Genomic DNA, 15,312 nt, shown 5'->3' on the forward strand with positions numbered 1-15,312 from the left:
TCTCGAAAAGGCAGCATTCATGAGTGGCGTGAACGAAATCCGGTCGACATTTCTCGACTACTTCCGCAAGGAGGGTCACGAGATCGTCGCGTCGAGCCCGCTTGTGCCGCGCAACGATCCGACGCTGATGTTCACCAACGCCGGCATGGTGCAGTTCAAGAACGTCTTCACCGGGTTGGAGAAGCGGCCCTATTCGCGCGCCTCGACCGCCCAGAAGAGCGTTCGCGCCGGCGGCAAGCACAACGATCTCGACAATGTCGGCTACACCGCGCGCCATCTGACTTTCTTCGAGATGCTCGGCAATTTCTCCTTTGGCGACTACTTCAAGGAGCGCGCCATCGAGCTTGCCTGGAACCTGATCACCAAGGAATTCGGGCTGAACAAGGACAAGCTGCTGGTCACCGTCTACCACACGGACGACGAGGCAGCCGGCTTCTGGAAGAAGATCGCCGGGTTTTCCGATGATCGCATCATTCGCATCGCCACCTCGGACAATTTCTGGGCGATGGGCGACACCGGACCCTGCGGGCCGTGCTCGGAGATTTTCATCGACCGCGGCGAGCACATCTGGGGCGGCCCTCCCGGCAGCCCCGAGGAGGACGGCGATCGTTTCCTCGAATTCTGGAACCTGGTGTTCATGCAATATGAACAGGTGACGAAGGAGGAGCGCATCGACCTGCCGCGCCCGTCGATCGACACCGGCATGGGCCTGGAGCGCATGGCGTCCGTCCTGCAAGGGGTGGAAAGCGTCTTCGAGACCGATCTGTTCCGGCATCTGATCGAGGCGGCGTCGTCCGCTATCGGGCACGGGCCCGACAAGGAGACGGTCGCGTCCTTCCGCGTCATCGCCGATCATCTGCGCTCGTCATCCTTCCTGGTGGCAGACGGCGTGCTGCCGTCAAACGAAGGCCGCGGCTATGTCCTGCGCCGCATCATGCGCCGCGCCATGCGTCATGCGCAGCTGCTCGGTGCCCGCGATCCCCTGATGTGGCGTCTGGTTCCGGCGCTGGTGCGCGAGATGGGCCAGGCCTATCCGGAACTGGTGCGCGGCGAGCAGTTGATCACCGAGACCCTGAAGCTCGAGGAGACCAGGTTTCGCAAGACACTGGTGCGCGGCCTCGGCCTGCTCTCGGAAGCGACGGAAACACTGCATGCCGGCGACATGCTGGACGGCGAGACGGCCTTCAAGCTCTACGACACCTACGGCTTCCCGCTCGATCTGACGCAGGACGCGCTGCGCCAGCGCAGCATCTCGGTCGATCTTGCCGGCTTCACCAATGCCATGGAGCAGCAGAAGGCCGAGGCGCGCAAGCATTGGGCTGGCTCCGGCGATGCGGCCACCGAAACCGTCTGGTTTTCGGTGCGCGAGAAGGCGGGCGCCACCGAGTTCCTCGGCTACGAGACCGAACAGGCCGAAGGCATCATCCAGGCGCTGGTCCGGGACGGCAAGACCATCGACAGCGCCGGCAAGGGCGATGCGGTGGCGATCGTCGTCAACCAGACGCCGTTCTATGCCGAGTCTGGCGGCCAGATGGGCGACACCGGCATCATTTCGGGCGAGGGCTTCTCGATCGAGGTCTCCGACACCCAGAAAAAGGCCGACGGGCTGTTCGTCCATATCGGCAAGGTGGCCAGCGGCACGGTCAAGGCCGGCGCGGCGGTCGAGCTTAAGGTCGACCATAACAGGCGCTCCAGGCTGCGTGCGAACCATTCCGCGACGCATCTGATCCATGAGGCGCTGCGTGAGGTGCTGGGTAGCCATGTCGCGCAGAAGGGCTCGCTGGTGGCGCCGGAGCGTCTTCGCTTCGACATCTCGCACAACAAGCCGATTTCACCGGAGGATCTCGAAGAGGTCGAGCGCATGGCCAACGAGATCGTGGTGCAGAACGGCCCGGTGAACACGCGCCTGATGTCGGTCGACGATGCCATCGCCGAAGGCGCCATGGCGCTGTTTGGCGAGAAGTATGGCGATGAGGTGCGCGTCGTCTCGATGGGCACCGGCGTGCATGGCGCCAAGGCCAACCGGCCCTATTCGGTCGAGCTATGCGGCGGCACGCATGTCAGGGCGACCGGCGATATCGGCCTGGTGCGTGTCGTGTCGGACAGCGCGGTCGCTGCCGGCGTGCGCCGCATCGAGGCGCTGACCGGCGAGGCGGCACGCAAGCATCTCGACGAGCAGGATCGGCGTCTGAAATCGGTTGCCGCGACGCTGAAGATTTCGCCGGCCGACGTGCCGGCACGTGTCGAGGCGCTGCTCGACGAGCGCAAGAAGCTCGAAAAGGAGCTGACCGAAGCGCGCAAGAAGCTGGCGTTGGGCGGCGGCGCGACCGCTGGTGCGCCGTCGGAGAACGAGACCGTCGCGGGTGTCGGCTTCCTCGGCAAGGCGGTTTCCGGTGTTTCGCCGAAGGATTTGAAGCCGCTGGCTGACGCCGGCAAGACCTCGCTGGGTTCGGGCGTCGTCGTCTTCGTCGGCGCCGGTGAGGACAACAAGGCGAGCGTCGTGGTCGCCGTCACCGACGATCTCGTCGGCCGTTTCAGCGCTGTCGATCTGGTGCGCGTGGCCTCCGCCGCACTGGGCGGGCAGGGCGGCGGCGGACGGCCGGACATGGCCCAGGCCGGCGGTCCGGATGCGTCCAGGGCCAATGATGCGATCGCTGCGGTAAGGGCTGCGCTCGAAGCCGCCTGAAAGCCGCCCATGCCCGAAAGCCACGGCAAGAAAGTGCTCGTCCTTGGCGGCTACGGATTGATCGGCGAAACCATCGTCGGCCGCCTGCAGCGCGATGGGCATCAGGTAACCGGCCTCGGCCGCGATGTCAGGGATGCCGAGCGGCGCTGGCCGGCCGTGCGCTGGATTGCGGCCGACATTGCGCAACTGCTTGCCGCTGAAGACTGGCTGCCGGTGGTCGCCGGCATGGATGCGGTGGTCAATGCGGCGGGCGCGCTGCAGGACGGCCCGCGCGATCGCCTCGACGCCATCCATCGTGCCGCGGTGACGGCGGTGGTCGCTGCCTGCGAACAGGCCGGTATCAGCCGCTTCGTCCAGATCTCCGCCATCGGCGCCGATCCCGCCGCGGCAGATGCTTTCTTCCGCACCAAGGCGCAAGGCGACGAGGCAGTCGCGGCGTCCTCGTTGGAATGGACGATCCTGCGCCCTGGCCTGGTGATCGCGCCCGCCGCCTATGGTGGGACGGCACTGTTACGTGCGCTTGCGGCCTTTCCCGGTTTTGTTCCTGCCGTCATGGCGCGCCAGCCGATCCAGACAGTGGCCGTCTCCGACGTTGCCGAGGCGGTGTCGCGCGCGGTCGCCGGATCCTTGCCGCCGCGCATCTCCGTCGATCTCGTCGAAGCCGAGGCGCGCTCGCTCGCCGAAGTGCTGGCTGCCTTCCGTGCATGGCTTGGCTTGCCGGCAGCCCGCATTGTGCCGATGCCGGCCTTTTTCGGCCGTATCGCGGCTGTTGTTGCCGATGGTCTTGGCCTGCTTGGCTGGCGATCGCCTTTGCGCAGCGCAGCCCTTGCCGCTTTGGCGCGTGGCGTGACCGGCAACGCCAAATCCTGGAGCGAGATTTCGGATCACAAATTACAGCCGCTGGAAGCAACGCTGGCCGCCATGCCGGCCCATGTCCAGGAGCGATGGTTTGCGCGACTTTGGCTGCTGAAACCGATCGTGTTCGGCGTCCTGTCGCTGTTCTGGCTGGTCTCTGGCATTGTCGGCTTTATCAGGCATGATGCGGCGGCCGACATTCTGGTCGCGCATGGCCTGTCGCCAGCCTTCGCCCTCGGAATGGTTCTTGCCGGAAGTGCCGCCGACATCGCTGTCGGAGCCGCTGTTCTTGTGCGGGCCTTCGCGCGGCTCGCACTGCTGGGGATGATTGCCATCACCTTGTTTTATCTTGGTGCGGCGACCGTGTTCACCCCCGATCTGTGGCTCGACCCTCTGGGAGCAATGGTCAAGGCCGTGCCGGCGCTTTGCCTTGCCCTGGTGGCGCTGGCGATTTTGGACGAGCGATGAGCCTCTGGGCTGACATGCTGCGATGGGCGCATATCATCGGCGCCACGGTTCTGTTCGGCACCGGCGCCGGCATCGCCTTCTTCATGCTGATGGCGCAGCGCACCGGCCGCGCCGATATCGTCGCCCATGTCGCCGGAACGGTGGTCATCGCCGACACCATCTTCACGGCGACCGCCGTTGTCGTGCAGCCGATCACGGGTGTGCTGCTGGCGAAGGCCGCGGGCTGGCCGCTCTCCGAAGGCTGGATCGTGCTCTCCTTGCTGCTTTATGTCGTGACCGGCCTGTTCTGGCTGCCGGTGGTCTGGATCCAGATCCGCATCCGCAACCTGGCGCGGCAGGCCGCCAGCGCAAACGCACCGCTTCCTCCTGAGGAAAAGCGCCTGTTTCGCATCTGGTTTGCGTGCGGCTTCCCGGCTTTCGCCGCCGTGCTTGCCATTCTCTGGCTGATGGTCACAAGGCCCGCAATAGGGCTTTAGCGCCTAGGCCTGCTTTGCAGCCTTCAGCGCGCGCGTCATTCTGTTGGAATCGCCCCAGGTGGACAGCCAGATCAGGACGTCGGTGGCGATCGAAACCAGCCACCGCAGAAGGCTCAGCGCCGGGCCGGGCGATTTCAGCTGCTCTTCGGCGTGATGGAGATGCGCAAGCTCTTCCTCACGGATCGCCAGGATGACGCCGTGCAATTCGCGATCACGGTTGGCCAGAAAGAAAAGCTGATCGTCGAGATGACGGTGCACTGCTGCTTCCACGGCTGCGGTACAGGCCCAGATGCCTTGCGGATCGAGCAGGGCGGTCACAAAACCCAGCAGCCAGCCGCCCCAGCTCCAGAATTGCATCACCCGGCACGGTCGCGACTGCCGGCTCGGCATGGCGGCGCGAAACGCGGCGCAATGAACGCGCTCGTGCCCGAGCATCTCCGATAATGATGGCACGCAATCCGGCCAAAAGCGCTTGGCGACAAGAATCTGCGCCGAATAGATTCTGATCGCGCCGAACTCGCCGGCGTGGTTGACCCTGACTATTCTGGCAACGGTGAGCGCGTCCTGGTGAGAAAGGTCAGCCATGGGCGTGCCTGAATACCTCTCAACCGGCTGCCAAGCTCGGACGTTTTGCGATGCGGTCCCACCAGGCCTGGATGTCGGCAAATTCTGCGAGCAATTTTTGCCCCTCAGTGACCTTGAGGAAATAGGCGATGATGGGTGCCGCGTGCAGGTCGGCCAGCGTGAGCTGGTCGCCGAGCAGCCAAGGTCCATTTACCTTCAGCGAGGTTAGCACTTTCAGCACGGTCTCTGCCTGGCTCAGGCCAGCAGCGACCAAGGTCTCGTCCGGCTCAGCCTTCTCCAGCCGCTCGACGGCAACGTCCCAGACCATGGCGCGGTAGCCATAGGCATCGAGCATGCGATGATCTGGTTCATGGTTGCGCGGCCGCGAGGATCCTTCGGCTGCAAGGCCGGCCCGTCAAAACCCTCGTCGACATATCTGGCAATCGCGCTCGTCTCGAAGAGCCGAAACCCATCATGCTCGAACGTAGGGATGCGGCCGAACGGGTGGTGCTCGAAATACCAGGCGGGAATACCATCAGTGGCAAAGACATCGACCGGCACAAGCGCGTAGTCGATGCCTTTCTCCGCGAGCACGAGGCAGACGATGCGCACATAGACGCTGTAATCCGCCCCGTAAACAACAGGCTTGCCCGACGATGTGGTGTTGAACCTATGACCGATGGGGGTAACGATCTACTCTTTTATCTTTGCAACGGGCTTTCCATCTTCCCCGATGACGAGCGTGATCTTGCCTCCAAGGTCCGTCGGCGCGGGAGCGACATTTGCAGGTTGCCCCTCATACTTCGGCATGGAATCCAAAAGCTCTTTGCCCTTGGCAGTCTTAAGCCGTTCTTGCTGATCGAACCACATGGCCATTTTACATCCACCTTTTTAGCTTAGATTTTAGTCATGCCCATCCGTGGATGACAAGTCACCACTCCATACGCCTCAATTCTTTATCTTGAATTTAATACTGCTGAGCACCCAGATCAAGATCGAGGTAAGCTTGGGCGACATGCTTTAGGCCATCGCCTTCTGTAGGTTCTCGTCGATCTTGTCGAGGAAACCAGTGGTCGAAAGCCAGGGCTGGTCGGGGCCGATCAGCAGCGACAGGTCCTTGGTCATGAAGCCGGATTCGACGGTCTGGATGCAGATTTTTTCCAGCGTCTCGGCAAAGCGCTTCAGTTCGGCATTGTCGTCGAGCTTGGCGCGGTGGGCGAGGCCGCGCGTCCAGGCGAAGATCGAGGCGATCGAATTGGTCGAGGTTTCCTCGCCCTTCTGGTGCTGGCGGTAGTGACGCGTGACGGTGCCGTGCGCGGCTTCGGCTTCCACTGTCTTGCCGTCCGGCGTCATCAGCACCGATGTCATCAGGCCGAGCGAGCCAAAACCTTGCGCCACCGTGTCGGACTGGACGTCGCCGTCATAGTTCTTGCAGGCCCAGACATAGCCGCCCGACCATTTCAGGCTGGAAGCCACCATGTCGTCGATCAGCCGGTGCTCGTACCACAGCTTCTTCGACTTGAACTCGGCTTCGAATTCCGCCTCGTAGACTTCCTGGAAAATGTCCTTGAAGCGGCCGTCATAGGCCTTGAGGATGGTGTTCTTGGTCGACAGATAGACCGGATAGTTGCGCAGCAAGCCGTAGTTCAGCGACGCGCGGGCAAATTCGCGGATCGAGTCGTCCAGATTGTACATGGCCATGGCGACGCCGGCGCCCGGTGCGTCGTAGACGTCATGCTCGATCACCTTGCCGTCCTCGCCGACGAACTTGATCGTCAGCTTGCCCTTGCCGGGAAAGCGGAAGTCGGTGGCACGGTACTGGTCGCCGAAGGCATGACGGCCGACGATGATCGGCTTGGTCCAGCCGGGCACCAGGCGCGGCACGTTCTTCATGATGATCGGTTCGCGGAAGATCGTGCCGCCGAGGATGTTGCGGATGGTGCCGTTCGGCGACTTCCACATCTTCTTCAGCTTGAATTCCTCGACGCGCTGTTCGTCGGGGGTGATCGTCGCACATTTCACGCCGACGCCGTATTTCTTGATGGCGTTCGCCGAATCGATGGTCACCTGGTCGTTGGTGGCGTCACGATGCTCGATGCCGAGGTCGTAATATTCGAGCTTCAGGTCGAGATAAGGGTGGATCAGCTTGTCCTTGATGAACTGCCAGATGATGCGGGTCATCTCGTCGCCGTCGAGTTCGACGACCGGGTTTTCGACTTTGATTTTTGGCATTGGGGAAGCCTTTCGCTACTACGGGACGCAGGTGAGATATCGGCCTATAGCAAAGGCAATGGCCAGACGCCAAGGGCTCACCGAAGGCTCGTTCTCACCTGTCCTCGACTACAGTTCTGTGACGCTTGTCTTGTTGTTCGTGAGCGGGCGCTCTTTGAATACCGTGAACCAGCGTCAGCGCATTTACGACCTTTGGAAACAGGGCCGACATACTTGCACGGCGGCCGATAATCACGGTGTTTGTAGCGAAGCTAAATATTCTTCTTCAAAAGCCAGCGTATCCCGTCGACGCTCTGTCATCCGCCGAGCAGGGACACCGACATAGTTCGTCCAAGCTTTCATCGGCCTGCTGATTCGCGACATGGCTCCCAGTATCGACCCTTCATCGAATCGAGCTCCGGGGAGGACCATGCTCCCATGGCCAACGGCTGAATGACGGCCAAAGATGATCGACGCCGAACGGGCACCACCACCTGGAACAGTAGGATGGCTCAATGTCCTCCCGCTAGTGTCCTCGTTTGATGTGTATATGCCCACGTAGTGAGATATGTTGACGAAATCTCCTAGTCGTATCTCGCCAGCGCCTGCCAACACCGAGTGGCTGCCTATGTGGATGTTGTTCCCGAACTTCACCCCGCCCCGATTAGAAATAACGACGAATGGATCGATCCTTACTCGTGAGCCAAGAGATATTCGAGAGCAATCAACAATAACAGCCGTTCTGTGAATCAGAACGTCATCGCCAATTTTCGAAAATCCTAAATTTTCTAGTTGTTCTCGTGTAAGAAAATCGCTGTTCAGCCCAAAAGGCATATCAAGCTCGATTTAGATGTTTCTGTTCAAATTCCGGTATTCGCGAACCAGGTCTTGCCAGACAATATTCGCAGGATTGACCAAATTGCGCGCAAGCATATCGTCAATGAGAGCAGGCTGCAGTTCGCGGCGATCGATTTCGTCGTTCCGGAGGAAATGTAGAACACGAATTTTGTCCGCCGTTAGTTTGTTCGCGTTGAGATGCGTAAGGTCGTTGGCTGCGTTGTACTCCGCAGGCAGGACGTCAACGATACATCCTGTTTGATGTGCAGCGAGTGTAAGCGCAATCTGACATTTAAAGTAACTATCGCCGATGGCGTCGGTCAGACTACGCATCGTCGCCCATATCTCGGTTGCTAGAATATCTTGGGCCTTCGGATTCATGGCCACGAACCCCAGATTGAAATAGGGCGGCGAGATTGGAAGGTGGAGATCGGGGTCGATTGAATAACGATAAGTTTTGGCCGGCCAAGGCAAACTGAATATCCGGAACAGGGCTGGCCAAAAATCAGCACTATGCGATTGAGGGACAATAGGGTTAGCGCCAAGACCCGGCGGAAAATGCGCCATATGTCCTTTTACTGTAGGCGCGTACGAAGTAAATTCGTCCACGAGTGGATCGATGTCACGAAGTAACACGGTGTCGGCATCGCAATGTACGACAACATCCGCAGTGGCTGGCGTACAAAAACGCCAGATAGCTGTTCCGGCCCAATGGAAATCTGCAAAAACATCATCGGGTGTTCGTTCCCAATTGATGTTGAAATTCTCGCTCCATCGGTTTTCGCGCCGCACCGCATCGAGATCGCATCGGTCGCCCACCGTAATCGACAGGCGGGCATCGCGATACCTCCGATCGGAAAACCGCCGGAGTGCGAAATTGAAGAACCGCACTTGAGAGAAGAAAATCTGTGTCGGCGAGATCGGTATTCTGAACTCAACAGTTTTTGCGGCCTTCGGCGTGTCGACAAGCAAGTTGCGGACATGGCTGCCCGCTGAGGGATCAATCAAGTGCGACATCGAGTGCCTCAAATACGATTTTCATGATCAGGTCTGCATCTGGTTGAGCGGAGCGAACTGGAAGCGCGCACATCCTTTCAGCGAGATCTTCGGCAACTCTGCATGGGCTGAAGATTCGCGTTGAAGGCCATTCGGAAAGACTGGGGCGATAGTAGCGGCGGATCTCGAGACCCTCGTTTGCCGCTGTCGCGACAAAGCGCTCCGCGATCTGCGGGGTTGGCATTAGGATGGGAAAGAGCTGCCAGGACGCCGCCTCCGAATCCAAAGGATAGCGAAGGTTGGAATAGGTTGCGAGTCGAGCCAGATAGCGACGAACATAGGCTTGGCGTTGGCGAACAATTCTATCGAAACGCGCGAGTTGGGCGAGGCCGACAGCGGCATGTAACTCGGACATCTTTCCATTAAAGCCCCAGAAGGGACCGTGCGCGTTTTGGTAAGATGCAAGGCCAAAATTAAGTGCGGCCCGCAGCGGCATATCTGATTTTAGACTCGCAAAGATCGCGCCACCTTCCCCAATCGCGAAGGGTTTGGTCGCATGCATCGAGAAAACTTCGAAAATGTTCTCGCCATTCCCATGAAGCGCGCGGGGGCCGCCAAGCCCCGATGCGTTGTCGATGATGACTGCGGCCCCGTGCTCCCTGCACGCGGCTATTTCCTTTGTCCAGTCGTATGCAATTCCGAACGGCGCCACCAACATGACGGCGCGAGCGCCTGTCTCGGTCAGCGCCTGATGGAGGAGATCGTTGTCTATCACCCAACTTTCAGGATCGACGTCGACGACCACGGGCGTCATTCCCGCCGCTCGTATTGCTCCCAACGATGCAGCAAACGTAAACGCCGGGACCAGAACTGCACCGGTTACATCAGCTGCCAACAACGCCGCCGACAAGCCGGTCGTTGCGCTTGAGCACGAAACACAGCACTCGGTTGGTCTGCCGAAAGTATCCAACAAGCCGAGTTCCAATCGACGTACAAGTGGGCCGAAATTGGAGTACCAGCCGTTCGCCGTGATCTCATCGAGCAACGCCGAATACTCGGACGGAGTCGGTAAATCTGGAACAACGGAGCGATGCCTGTAGGGCGACTTAATTTTGATCGTCATGTGGCGCGCAGGCGTCCGGCACCTTCAGTCGGCTGATCCAAAGCAGTTCCATCTGTAGGCCGGCAGTTGATCGATGAGCAGCGCGCCAAGGTCACTGGTTCACCCTTGGCCTGCGGTCCCATTCCAACGTTCGCATCCCCTCATACCGGCCATCGAAGCGAAATTTAGAATGGTGAGGACCACTCGCAACTTTATGATTTTTCCAAAGCGCGTCGCGTTGAAACAGATTCAGACACCGCGCTCTAGGGCATTGCTTGATGCATGTCGTTACCCGGGGTCACTTTTGCGCGACATGCATAGTGGACCCTTGAGTTTGACATTTGCGCCGCGATTTATGTCGACCGGGATGCAAATGTCAAACTCGTTTCACAGGGTCACAGCGTCTAAAGCCCTTTGCGCGACAACGCATGGCGCGTGAAGCTAAAAAGGCCGGTGGAGCTGGCCGCCTCGAATCGTCTACTTAAATGGGGTCGTCGTTGTGAACGCGCCCGCTCCCGAAACAACATTGCTTGGGCCGAACGAAGTTGCAGTTGCGCCGCCGGTTAGAATTATTGCGCTAGGGCTTCCATTGAGCACGCTATTTGCTACCGCCAGAACATTGCCGGCGTTGGTGGCCTGAATTGCAAAAGTCGTGTTGCCGTCGACAAGAACTTTGTTCAGAGCTGCAATGTTCCCGACGCCATTGCCTTGCACATTCACACCTCCGCCATTCTGGTTGATGGTCGAGTCTTGGATAAAGACCCTCGCTCCCGCCGTGCTACTGATGGAGTTGACACCATTTTGCGTGAAGTGTCGGATATCGCATCGAATGATGTAGACGGCCTGCCCGCTGAGGATGTTCACGCCATTAAGACCTGTCCCGAGGCCTTCAATGTCGAGCCCCTCTAACACCACTTTGCCGGTGGCTCCAGCATTGACAATAATCGCGTTGGTCCCTGAGACGAGTACGCCTGCCTCGATATGATCGGATCGAATCGTGATGGACTTTGTAATCGTCACGCCGCCAAAGCCGCCTGGATCGAGTACGTTGATCTCTCCGCCTGCGGCTGTCTTGGAAATCGCGCCGGCAAAGGTCTTGCAAGGCGCTGTTCGGCTGCACGGATTGGCGTCGTCACCAACGCCGGAAACCCACGTTCTTGTCGCTTGTGCAGAAGCCGGTGCAGCCATGAAGGCTGACGCCAGAAGCAACACAGCGAGTGAAAGGAAAAATCGTATGACGTTCATTTGCCCCTCCTGAGATATGGCCAACGCCTCGTCGGCCGTTGAAACCCGTGTCGATATGCTTGGGGAGCAAACAAATGACGGGAGCGTGCAAGACGCACTCCGCCTTCCAATACCATTCATCGATAAACATTGAACCCCAAGCGGGTTGGATATTACCGCGTTCTAATTTGGTTTTCCAGTGACGCGCTGCGTCATCGTAAATAAATGTGCATTCTGATCGTAGACGATTTCTGGGAATGCGAAACATCGTCAATGCCGACAGTGAGCATGGGACGGTACATTTGTCGGCGGTTTGGGATGCAGGGTGGCGGGGCAAGGCAGTAAATAAGATCGGATGTCTTCCGTTGTGGGCACCGAAGGGCCACGTCTCATCATTTTTGTATGCGCCATGCGACGATTGGTTTGCCTAGACACGTATGGTCATTTTCGCGGGCTTCACGCAAACAAGGGAAGCAGCAGGTGCGCGCTATGCTATTTGTCTGCCAACCGGCCTACAACTCTTCAAAAAGCCTTATCGATATGGCAGGACGCGGAGACTTCGTAGCGCAATCACTTGGAACACATGGCAGGAACGGACTTTCAGCGCGGCCTCGTGACCACCGGCCCGGCGATCATCCTCGTCGAGCCGCAGCTCGGCGAGAACATCGGCATGGTCGCCCGCGCCATGGCCAATTTCGGCTTGGTCGAGTTGCGCCTGGTCAACCCTCGTGACGGCTGGCCGAGCGAGAAGGCGCGGGCCGCCGCCAGCCGCGCCGACCATGTCATCGACGCCGTCACCGTCTTCGATGATCTGGCCTCGGCCCTTGCCGACCTGAATTTCGTTTTCGCCACCACGGCCAGGCAGCGCGACGGCTTCAAATCCGTGCGTGGGCCGGTGGAGGCGGGCAGGCTGCTGCGGGCGCGTCACGCAATGGGTCAGCGCACCGGCATCCTGTTGGGCCGAGAGCGCTTCGGCCTCTACAATGACGAGGTCGGCCTTGCCGACGAGATCGTCACCTTTCCGGTCGATCCTGATTTCTCCTCGCTCAACATCGCCCAGGCCGCGCTGCTGATGTCCTACGAATGGATGAAGTCCGGCCTGGAAGACGAGACGAAGACCAATTTTTCGGGTCCGGAGATGAAGCCGGCAAGCAAGGAAGAGCTGCACGGCCTGTTCGCCTATCTGGAAGGCGCATTGGAAGCGCGTGGCTATTTCAGGCCGGCACCGAAGAAGCCGAAGATGGTCGACAATCTGCGCGCGGTGTTGACACGCCCCGGCTTTGCCGAACCGGAGCTCAAGGTGCTGCGCGGCATCATCTCGTCGCTCGACCGGTTTTCGCCGGCGATGCCGCGCGGCGATGGTTCCCCGGGCGACGATCCACGGCGTTTGCCCGCGGCCGCCGCGCGCGCCCGCAAGGCGGAAATGGGGTGCCGGGCGCCCGACGCCAATGGCGACGACAATGACACGCCGCCGCTGGGCGGCAAGGGAACCGACAATGACTGAGCGGCCGATCCTGATGTTCGATTCGGGCATAGGCGGGCTGACCGTGCTGCGCGAGGCGCGCGTGCTGATGCCCGATCGCCGCTTCGTCTATGTCGCCGACGATGCCGCGTTCCCTTACGGCGCCTGGGAGGAACCGGCGCTCAACGCTCATATCCTTGGCCTGTTCGGCGCGCTGCTGGAAAAATTCCAGCCCGAGATTTCGGTTATCCCCTGCAACACGGCGTCAACGCTGGTGATCGACGCGCTGCGCGAGAAATTCCCCGGCCACCCCTTTGTCGGTACTGTGCCGGCGATCAAGCCGGCGGCGGAGCGTACGCGCTCAGGGCTTGTTTCGGTGCTGGCGACGCCCGGCACGGTCAAGCGCCAATACACGCGCGACCTGATCAGCAAATGGGCGCAGAAATGCCACGTACGGCTTGTCGGTTCGGACCGGCTGGCACCGCTGGCCGAGATTTACATGCGCGAGGGGTTCGTCGACGAGGAGATCGTGCGCCAGGAGATCGCGCCATGCTTTGTCGAGAAGGACGGCGCCCGCACCGATATCGTAGTGCTCGGCTGCACGCACTATCCGTTCCTGGCCAATCGCATGCGCAAGACCGCACCCTGGCCGGTCGACTGGATCGACCCGGCCGAAGCGATCGCCCGCCGCGCCATGTCGCTGCTTGCACCGGTCGACGGACCGCTGCCGGTGGGTGAGCCTGACATCGCCGTCTTCACCTCCGGCAAGGTGGATTTCGCCACCAGCCGGCTCATGCAGGGCTTTGGCCTGACGGTCGCCTGACATCCGGAACATTGGTTGGCGCGTCGCGTTTTCCCTCAGGCAATCAGGCAATGAAGGAGAAACAGCCATGCCAGCCACCTCGAAAGCCCAGCAGAAGGCCGCCGGCGCAGCCTTGTCGGCTAAGCGCGGCGAGACGAAGAAGAGCGAACTCCAAGGCGCTTCCAAGGGAATGTACGAATCGATGAGCGAAAAGCAGCTCGAGGAATTCGCCGAGACGAAGCGCAAAAGCCTGCCGGAGAAGAAATCGAAACATTAGGGACCAGGGCATCCGCGCTTCGCCATCGATAACAAGCTCGTCCATAAGAAACATGAGCCGGAATGAAAAAGCCCGCGGCCAAAACCGCGGGCTTTGAGATGATGTGGCCGCCTGAGGCCGAACCGGAACTTACCAGCGCCCCCGGCAGTGCCGCACCTTGTAACGAACGACGTGTCTGTGGCCGTGCCGCCAGACCACCCTTTTCTTCACCACGATGCGGCAAACCTGGTGGTACCGGTGTCCCTGCCAATGCCTGGCCTCCGCCGGCTCTGGTGCAACTGCCATCGATCCGGCCAGTACCGCCGCACCTGCCAACGTAAGGAAGAATTTCTTCATGTTAGTCATGCTCCTCTAGCTCCGGTCACTTCCTGGTGCCGTTGGCGCACAACCTCCCACCACATCCGGCATCGCATCGACATCGGGGACGGTATACAGTCGCGTTCCGCCGCGCCATGCAAAAGCTTGACACCGGTTAAATCTCGGTTTAACCAGCCGCCACCACCGGGCAGCGATGTCCGGTGTTTGTTTTGTATGCGCAAGATCAGACAGCCTAATCGTTTCCGATCTTGTTTGAAATGACGTGTCCCGTGGGTTTTCCGCCGCGTTGCGTGGGAAAACCCTGTCAGGTCTCGAAAACGGAGGCCAGAGGAGGGCGCGTTTCCTTCACCCGGACCATGAGGCTCCGGGTGTGTTGTTTTGAAAAGGGAATGCGATGAGCAAGCGCGAATCCGCGAAGTACAAGATCGACCGCCGTCTTGGCGAAAACATCTGGGGCCGCCCGAAGTCCCCGGTCAACAAGCGTGAATACGGCCCCGGCCAGCATGGCCAGCGCCGCAAGGGCAAGCTTTCCGATTTCGGCCTGCAGCTGCGCGCCAAGCAGAAGCTGAAGGGTCACTATGGCGACGTTTCGGAAAAGCAGTTCCGCAAGGTCTATGAAGAGGCGGACCGCCGCAAGGGCGACACCTCGGAGAACCTGATCGGCCTGCTCGAATCGCGTCTCGACGCGGTCGTCTACCGCGCCAAGTTCGTGCCGACCATTTTCGCCGCCCGTCAGTTCGTCAACCACGGCCACATCAACGTCAACGGCAAGCGCGTCAACATCGGCTCGTACCGCTGCAAGCCGGGCGACGTCGTCGAAATCCGCGAAAAGTCGAAGCAGCTGGTCATCGTTCTGGAAGCGGTCGGTCTCGCCGAGCGCGACGTGCCGGACTATATCGAAGCCGATCACAACAAGATGGTCGCGACCTTCTCGCGCATCCCCGGTCTGGCTGACGTTCCGTTCGCAGTGCAGATGGAACCGAACCTGGTCGTCGAATTCTATTCGCGCTAAGCGACGAATTCCATTCGCGCTG

Annotated in this window: 13 protein-coding genes and 1 pseudogene; 7 read left to right on the forward strand and 7 right to left on the reverse strand. The window is 60.1% G+C overall.

From position 1 onward, the window contains the following. The first annotated feature begins 19 nt into the window (after positions 1-19). Genes alaS through NKI38_RS06730 form a run of 3 tightly spaced genes read left to right on the forward strand, consistent with a single transcriptional unit; the run spans position 20 to position 4,485 of the window. The gene (alaS, locus tag NKI38_RS06720; RefSeq protein WP_352655807.1) at positions 20-2,686 is read left to right on the forward strand and encodes an alanine--tRNA ligase; all 2,667 of its coding nucleotides are present in this window, start codon (positions 20-22) and stop codon (positions 2,684-2,686) included. Positions 2,687-2,695: 9 nt separating this feature from the next. Then, positions 2,696-4,009 carry an SDR family oxidoreductase gene (locus NKI38_RS06725; protein ID WP_352655809.1) on the forward strand — a complete coding sequence of 438 codons (1,314 nt, stop codon included), beginning with the start codon at positions 2,696-2,698 and terminating at the stop codon, positions 4,007-4,009. Next, entirely contained in the window at positions 4,006-4,485 is a 480-nt protein-coding gene (locus tag NKI38_RS06730; RefSeq protein WP_352655810.1) for a DUF2269 family protein, read from the forward strand. Before NKI38_RS06725 ends, NKI38_RS06730 begins: the two co-directional genes overlap by 4 nt. Positions 4,486-4,488: 3 nt before the next feature. Here the strand turns inward: NKI38_RS06730 and NKI38_RS06735 are convergent, their stop codons facing one another. The 7 genes and pseudogenes from NKI38_RS06735 to NKI38_RS06765 form a co-directional block, all read right to left on the reverse strand. Next, positions 4,489-5,070, reverse strand: coding sequence for a demethoxyubiquinone hydroxylase family protein (locus NKI38_RS06735; protein WP_352655812.1), 582 nt, complete (start codon positions 5,068-5,070; stop codon positions 4,489-4,491). Positions 5,071-5,089: 19 nt separating this feature from the next. Then, positions 5,090-5,730, reverse strand: a pseudogene (locus NKI38_RS06740) (glutathione S-transferase family protein). 12 nt (positions 5,731-5,742) lie between these two features. Continuing rightward, positions 5,743-5,925, reverse strand: coding sequence for a hypothetical protein (locus tag NKI38_RS06745; RefSeq protein ID WP_352655814.1), 183 nt, complete (start codon positions 5,923-5,925; stop codon positions 5,743-5,745). 144 nt (positions 5,926-6,069) lie between these two features. Continuing rightward, a complete protein-coding gene (locus NKI38_RS06750) occupies positions 6,070-7,281 on the reverse strand; it encodes an NADP-dependent isocitrate dehydrogenase (RefSeq protein ID WP_352655816.1) in 1,212 nt (403 codons plus the stop codon). Positions 7,282-8,106: 825 nt separating this feature from the next. Further along, positions 8,107-9,114, reverse strand: a complete 1,008-nt coding sequence (locus NKI38_RS06755) for a hypothetical protein (protein ID WP_352655818.1) — start codon at positions 9,112-9,114, stop codon at positions 8,107-8,109. Further along, complete coding sequence (locus NKI38_RS06760) at positions 9,098-10,216, reverse strand: DegT/DnrJ/EryC1/StrS family aminotransferase (protein ID WP_352655820.1); 1,119 nt, start codon at positions 10,214-10,216, stop codon at positions 9,098-9,100. The genes NKI38_RS06755 and NKI38_RS06760 overlap by 17 nt, the downstream gene beginning before the upstream one ends. A gap of 456 nt (positions 10,217-10,672) precedes the next feature. Then, positions 10,673-11,440 (reverse strand): right-handed parallel beta-helix repeat-containing protein, encoded by a 768-nt coding sequence (locus tag NKI38_RS06765; RefSeq protein ID WP_352655822.1) that lies wholly within the window; start codon positions 11,438-11,440, stop codon positions 10,673-10,675. A gap of 562 nt (positions 11,441-12,002) precedes the next feature. Between NKI38_RS06765 and NKI38_RS06770 the strand changes: the two genes are divergently transcribed. From NKI38_RS06770 to rpsD, 4 genes are all read left to right on the forward strand, one after another. Beyond that, on the forward strand, positions 12,003-12,923 hold the full coding sequence (locus NKI38_RS06770; RefSeq protein ID WP_352655824.1) for an RNA methyltransferase: 921 nt from the start codon (positions 12,003-12,005) through the stop codon (positions 12,921-12,923). Next, entirely contained in the window at positions 12,916-13,704 is a 789-nt protein-coding gene (gene murI, locus NKI38_RS06775; RefSeq protein ID WP_352655826.1) for a glutamate racemase, read from the forward strand. Before NKI38_RS06770 ends, murI begins: the two co-directional genes overlap by 8 nt. A 67-nt stretch (positions 13,705-13,771) precedes the next feature. Beyond that, complete coding sequence (locus NKI38_RS06780; protein WP_352629169.1) at positions 13,772-13,960, forward strand: DUF3008 family protein; 189 nt, start codon at positions 13,772-13,774, stop codon at positions 13,958-13,960. A 712-nt stretch (positions 13,961-14,672) separates the two neighbouring features. Continuing rightward, the gene (rpsD, locus tag NKI38_RS06785; protein ID WP_352655828.1) at positions 14,673-15,290 is read left to right on the forward strand and encodes a 30S ribosomal protein S4; all 618 of its coding nucleotides are present in this window, start codon (positions 14,673-14,675) and stop codon (positions 15,288-15,290) included. Positions 15,291-15,312: the final 22 nt, after the last annotated feature.

Source organism: Mesorhizobium sp. M0621 (genome assembly GCF_040320745.1).
Taxonomy (GTDB): Bacteria; Pseudomonadota; Alphaproteobacteria; order Rhizobiales; family Rhizobiaceae; genus Mesorhizobium.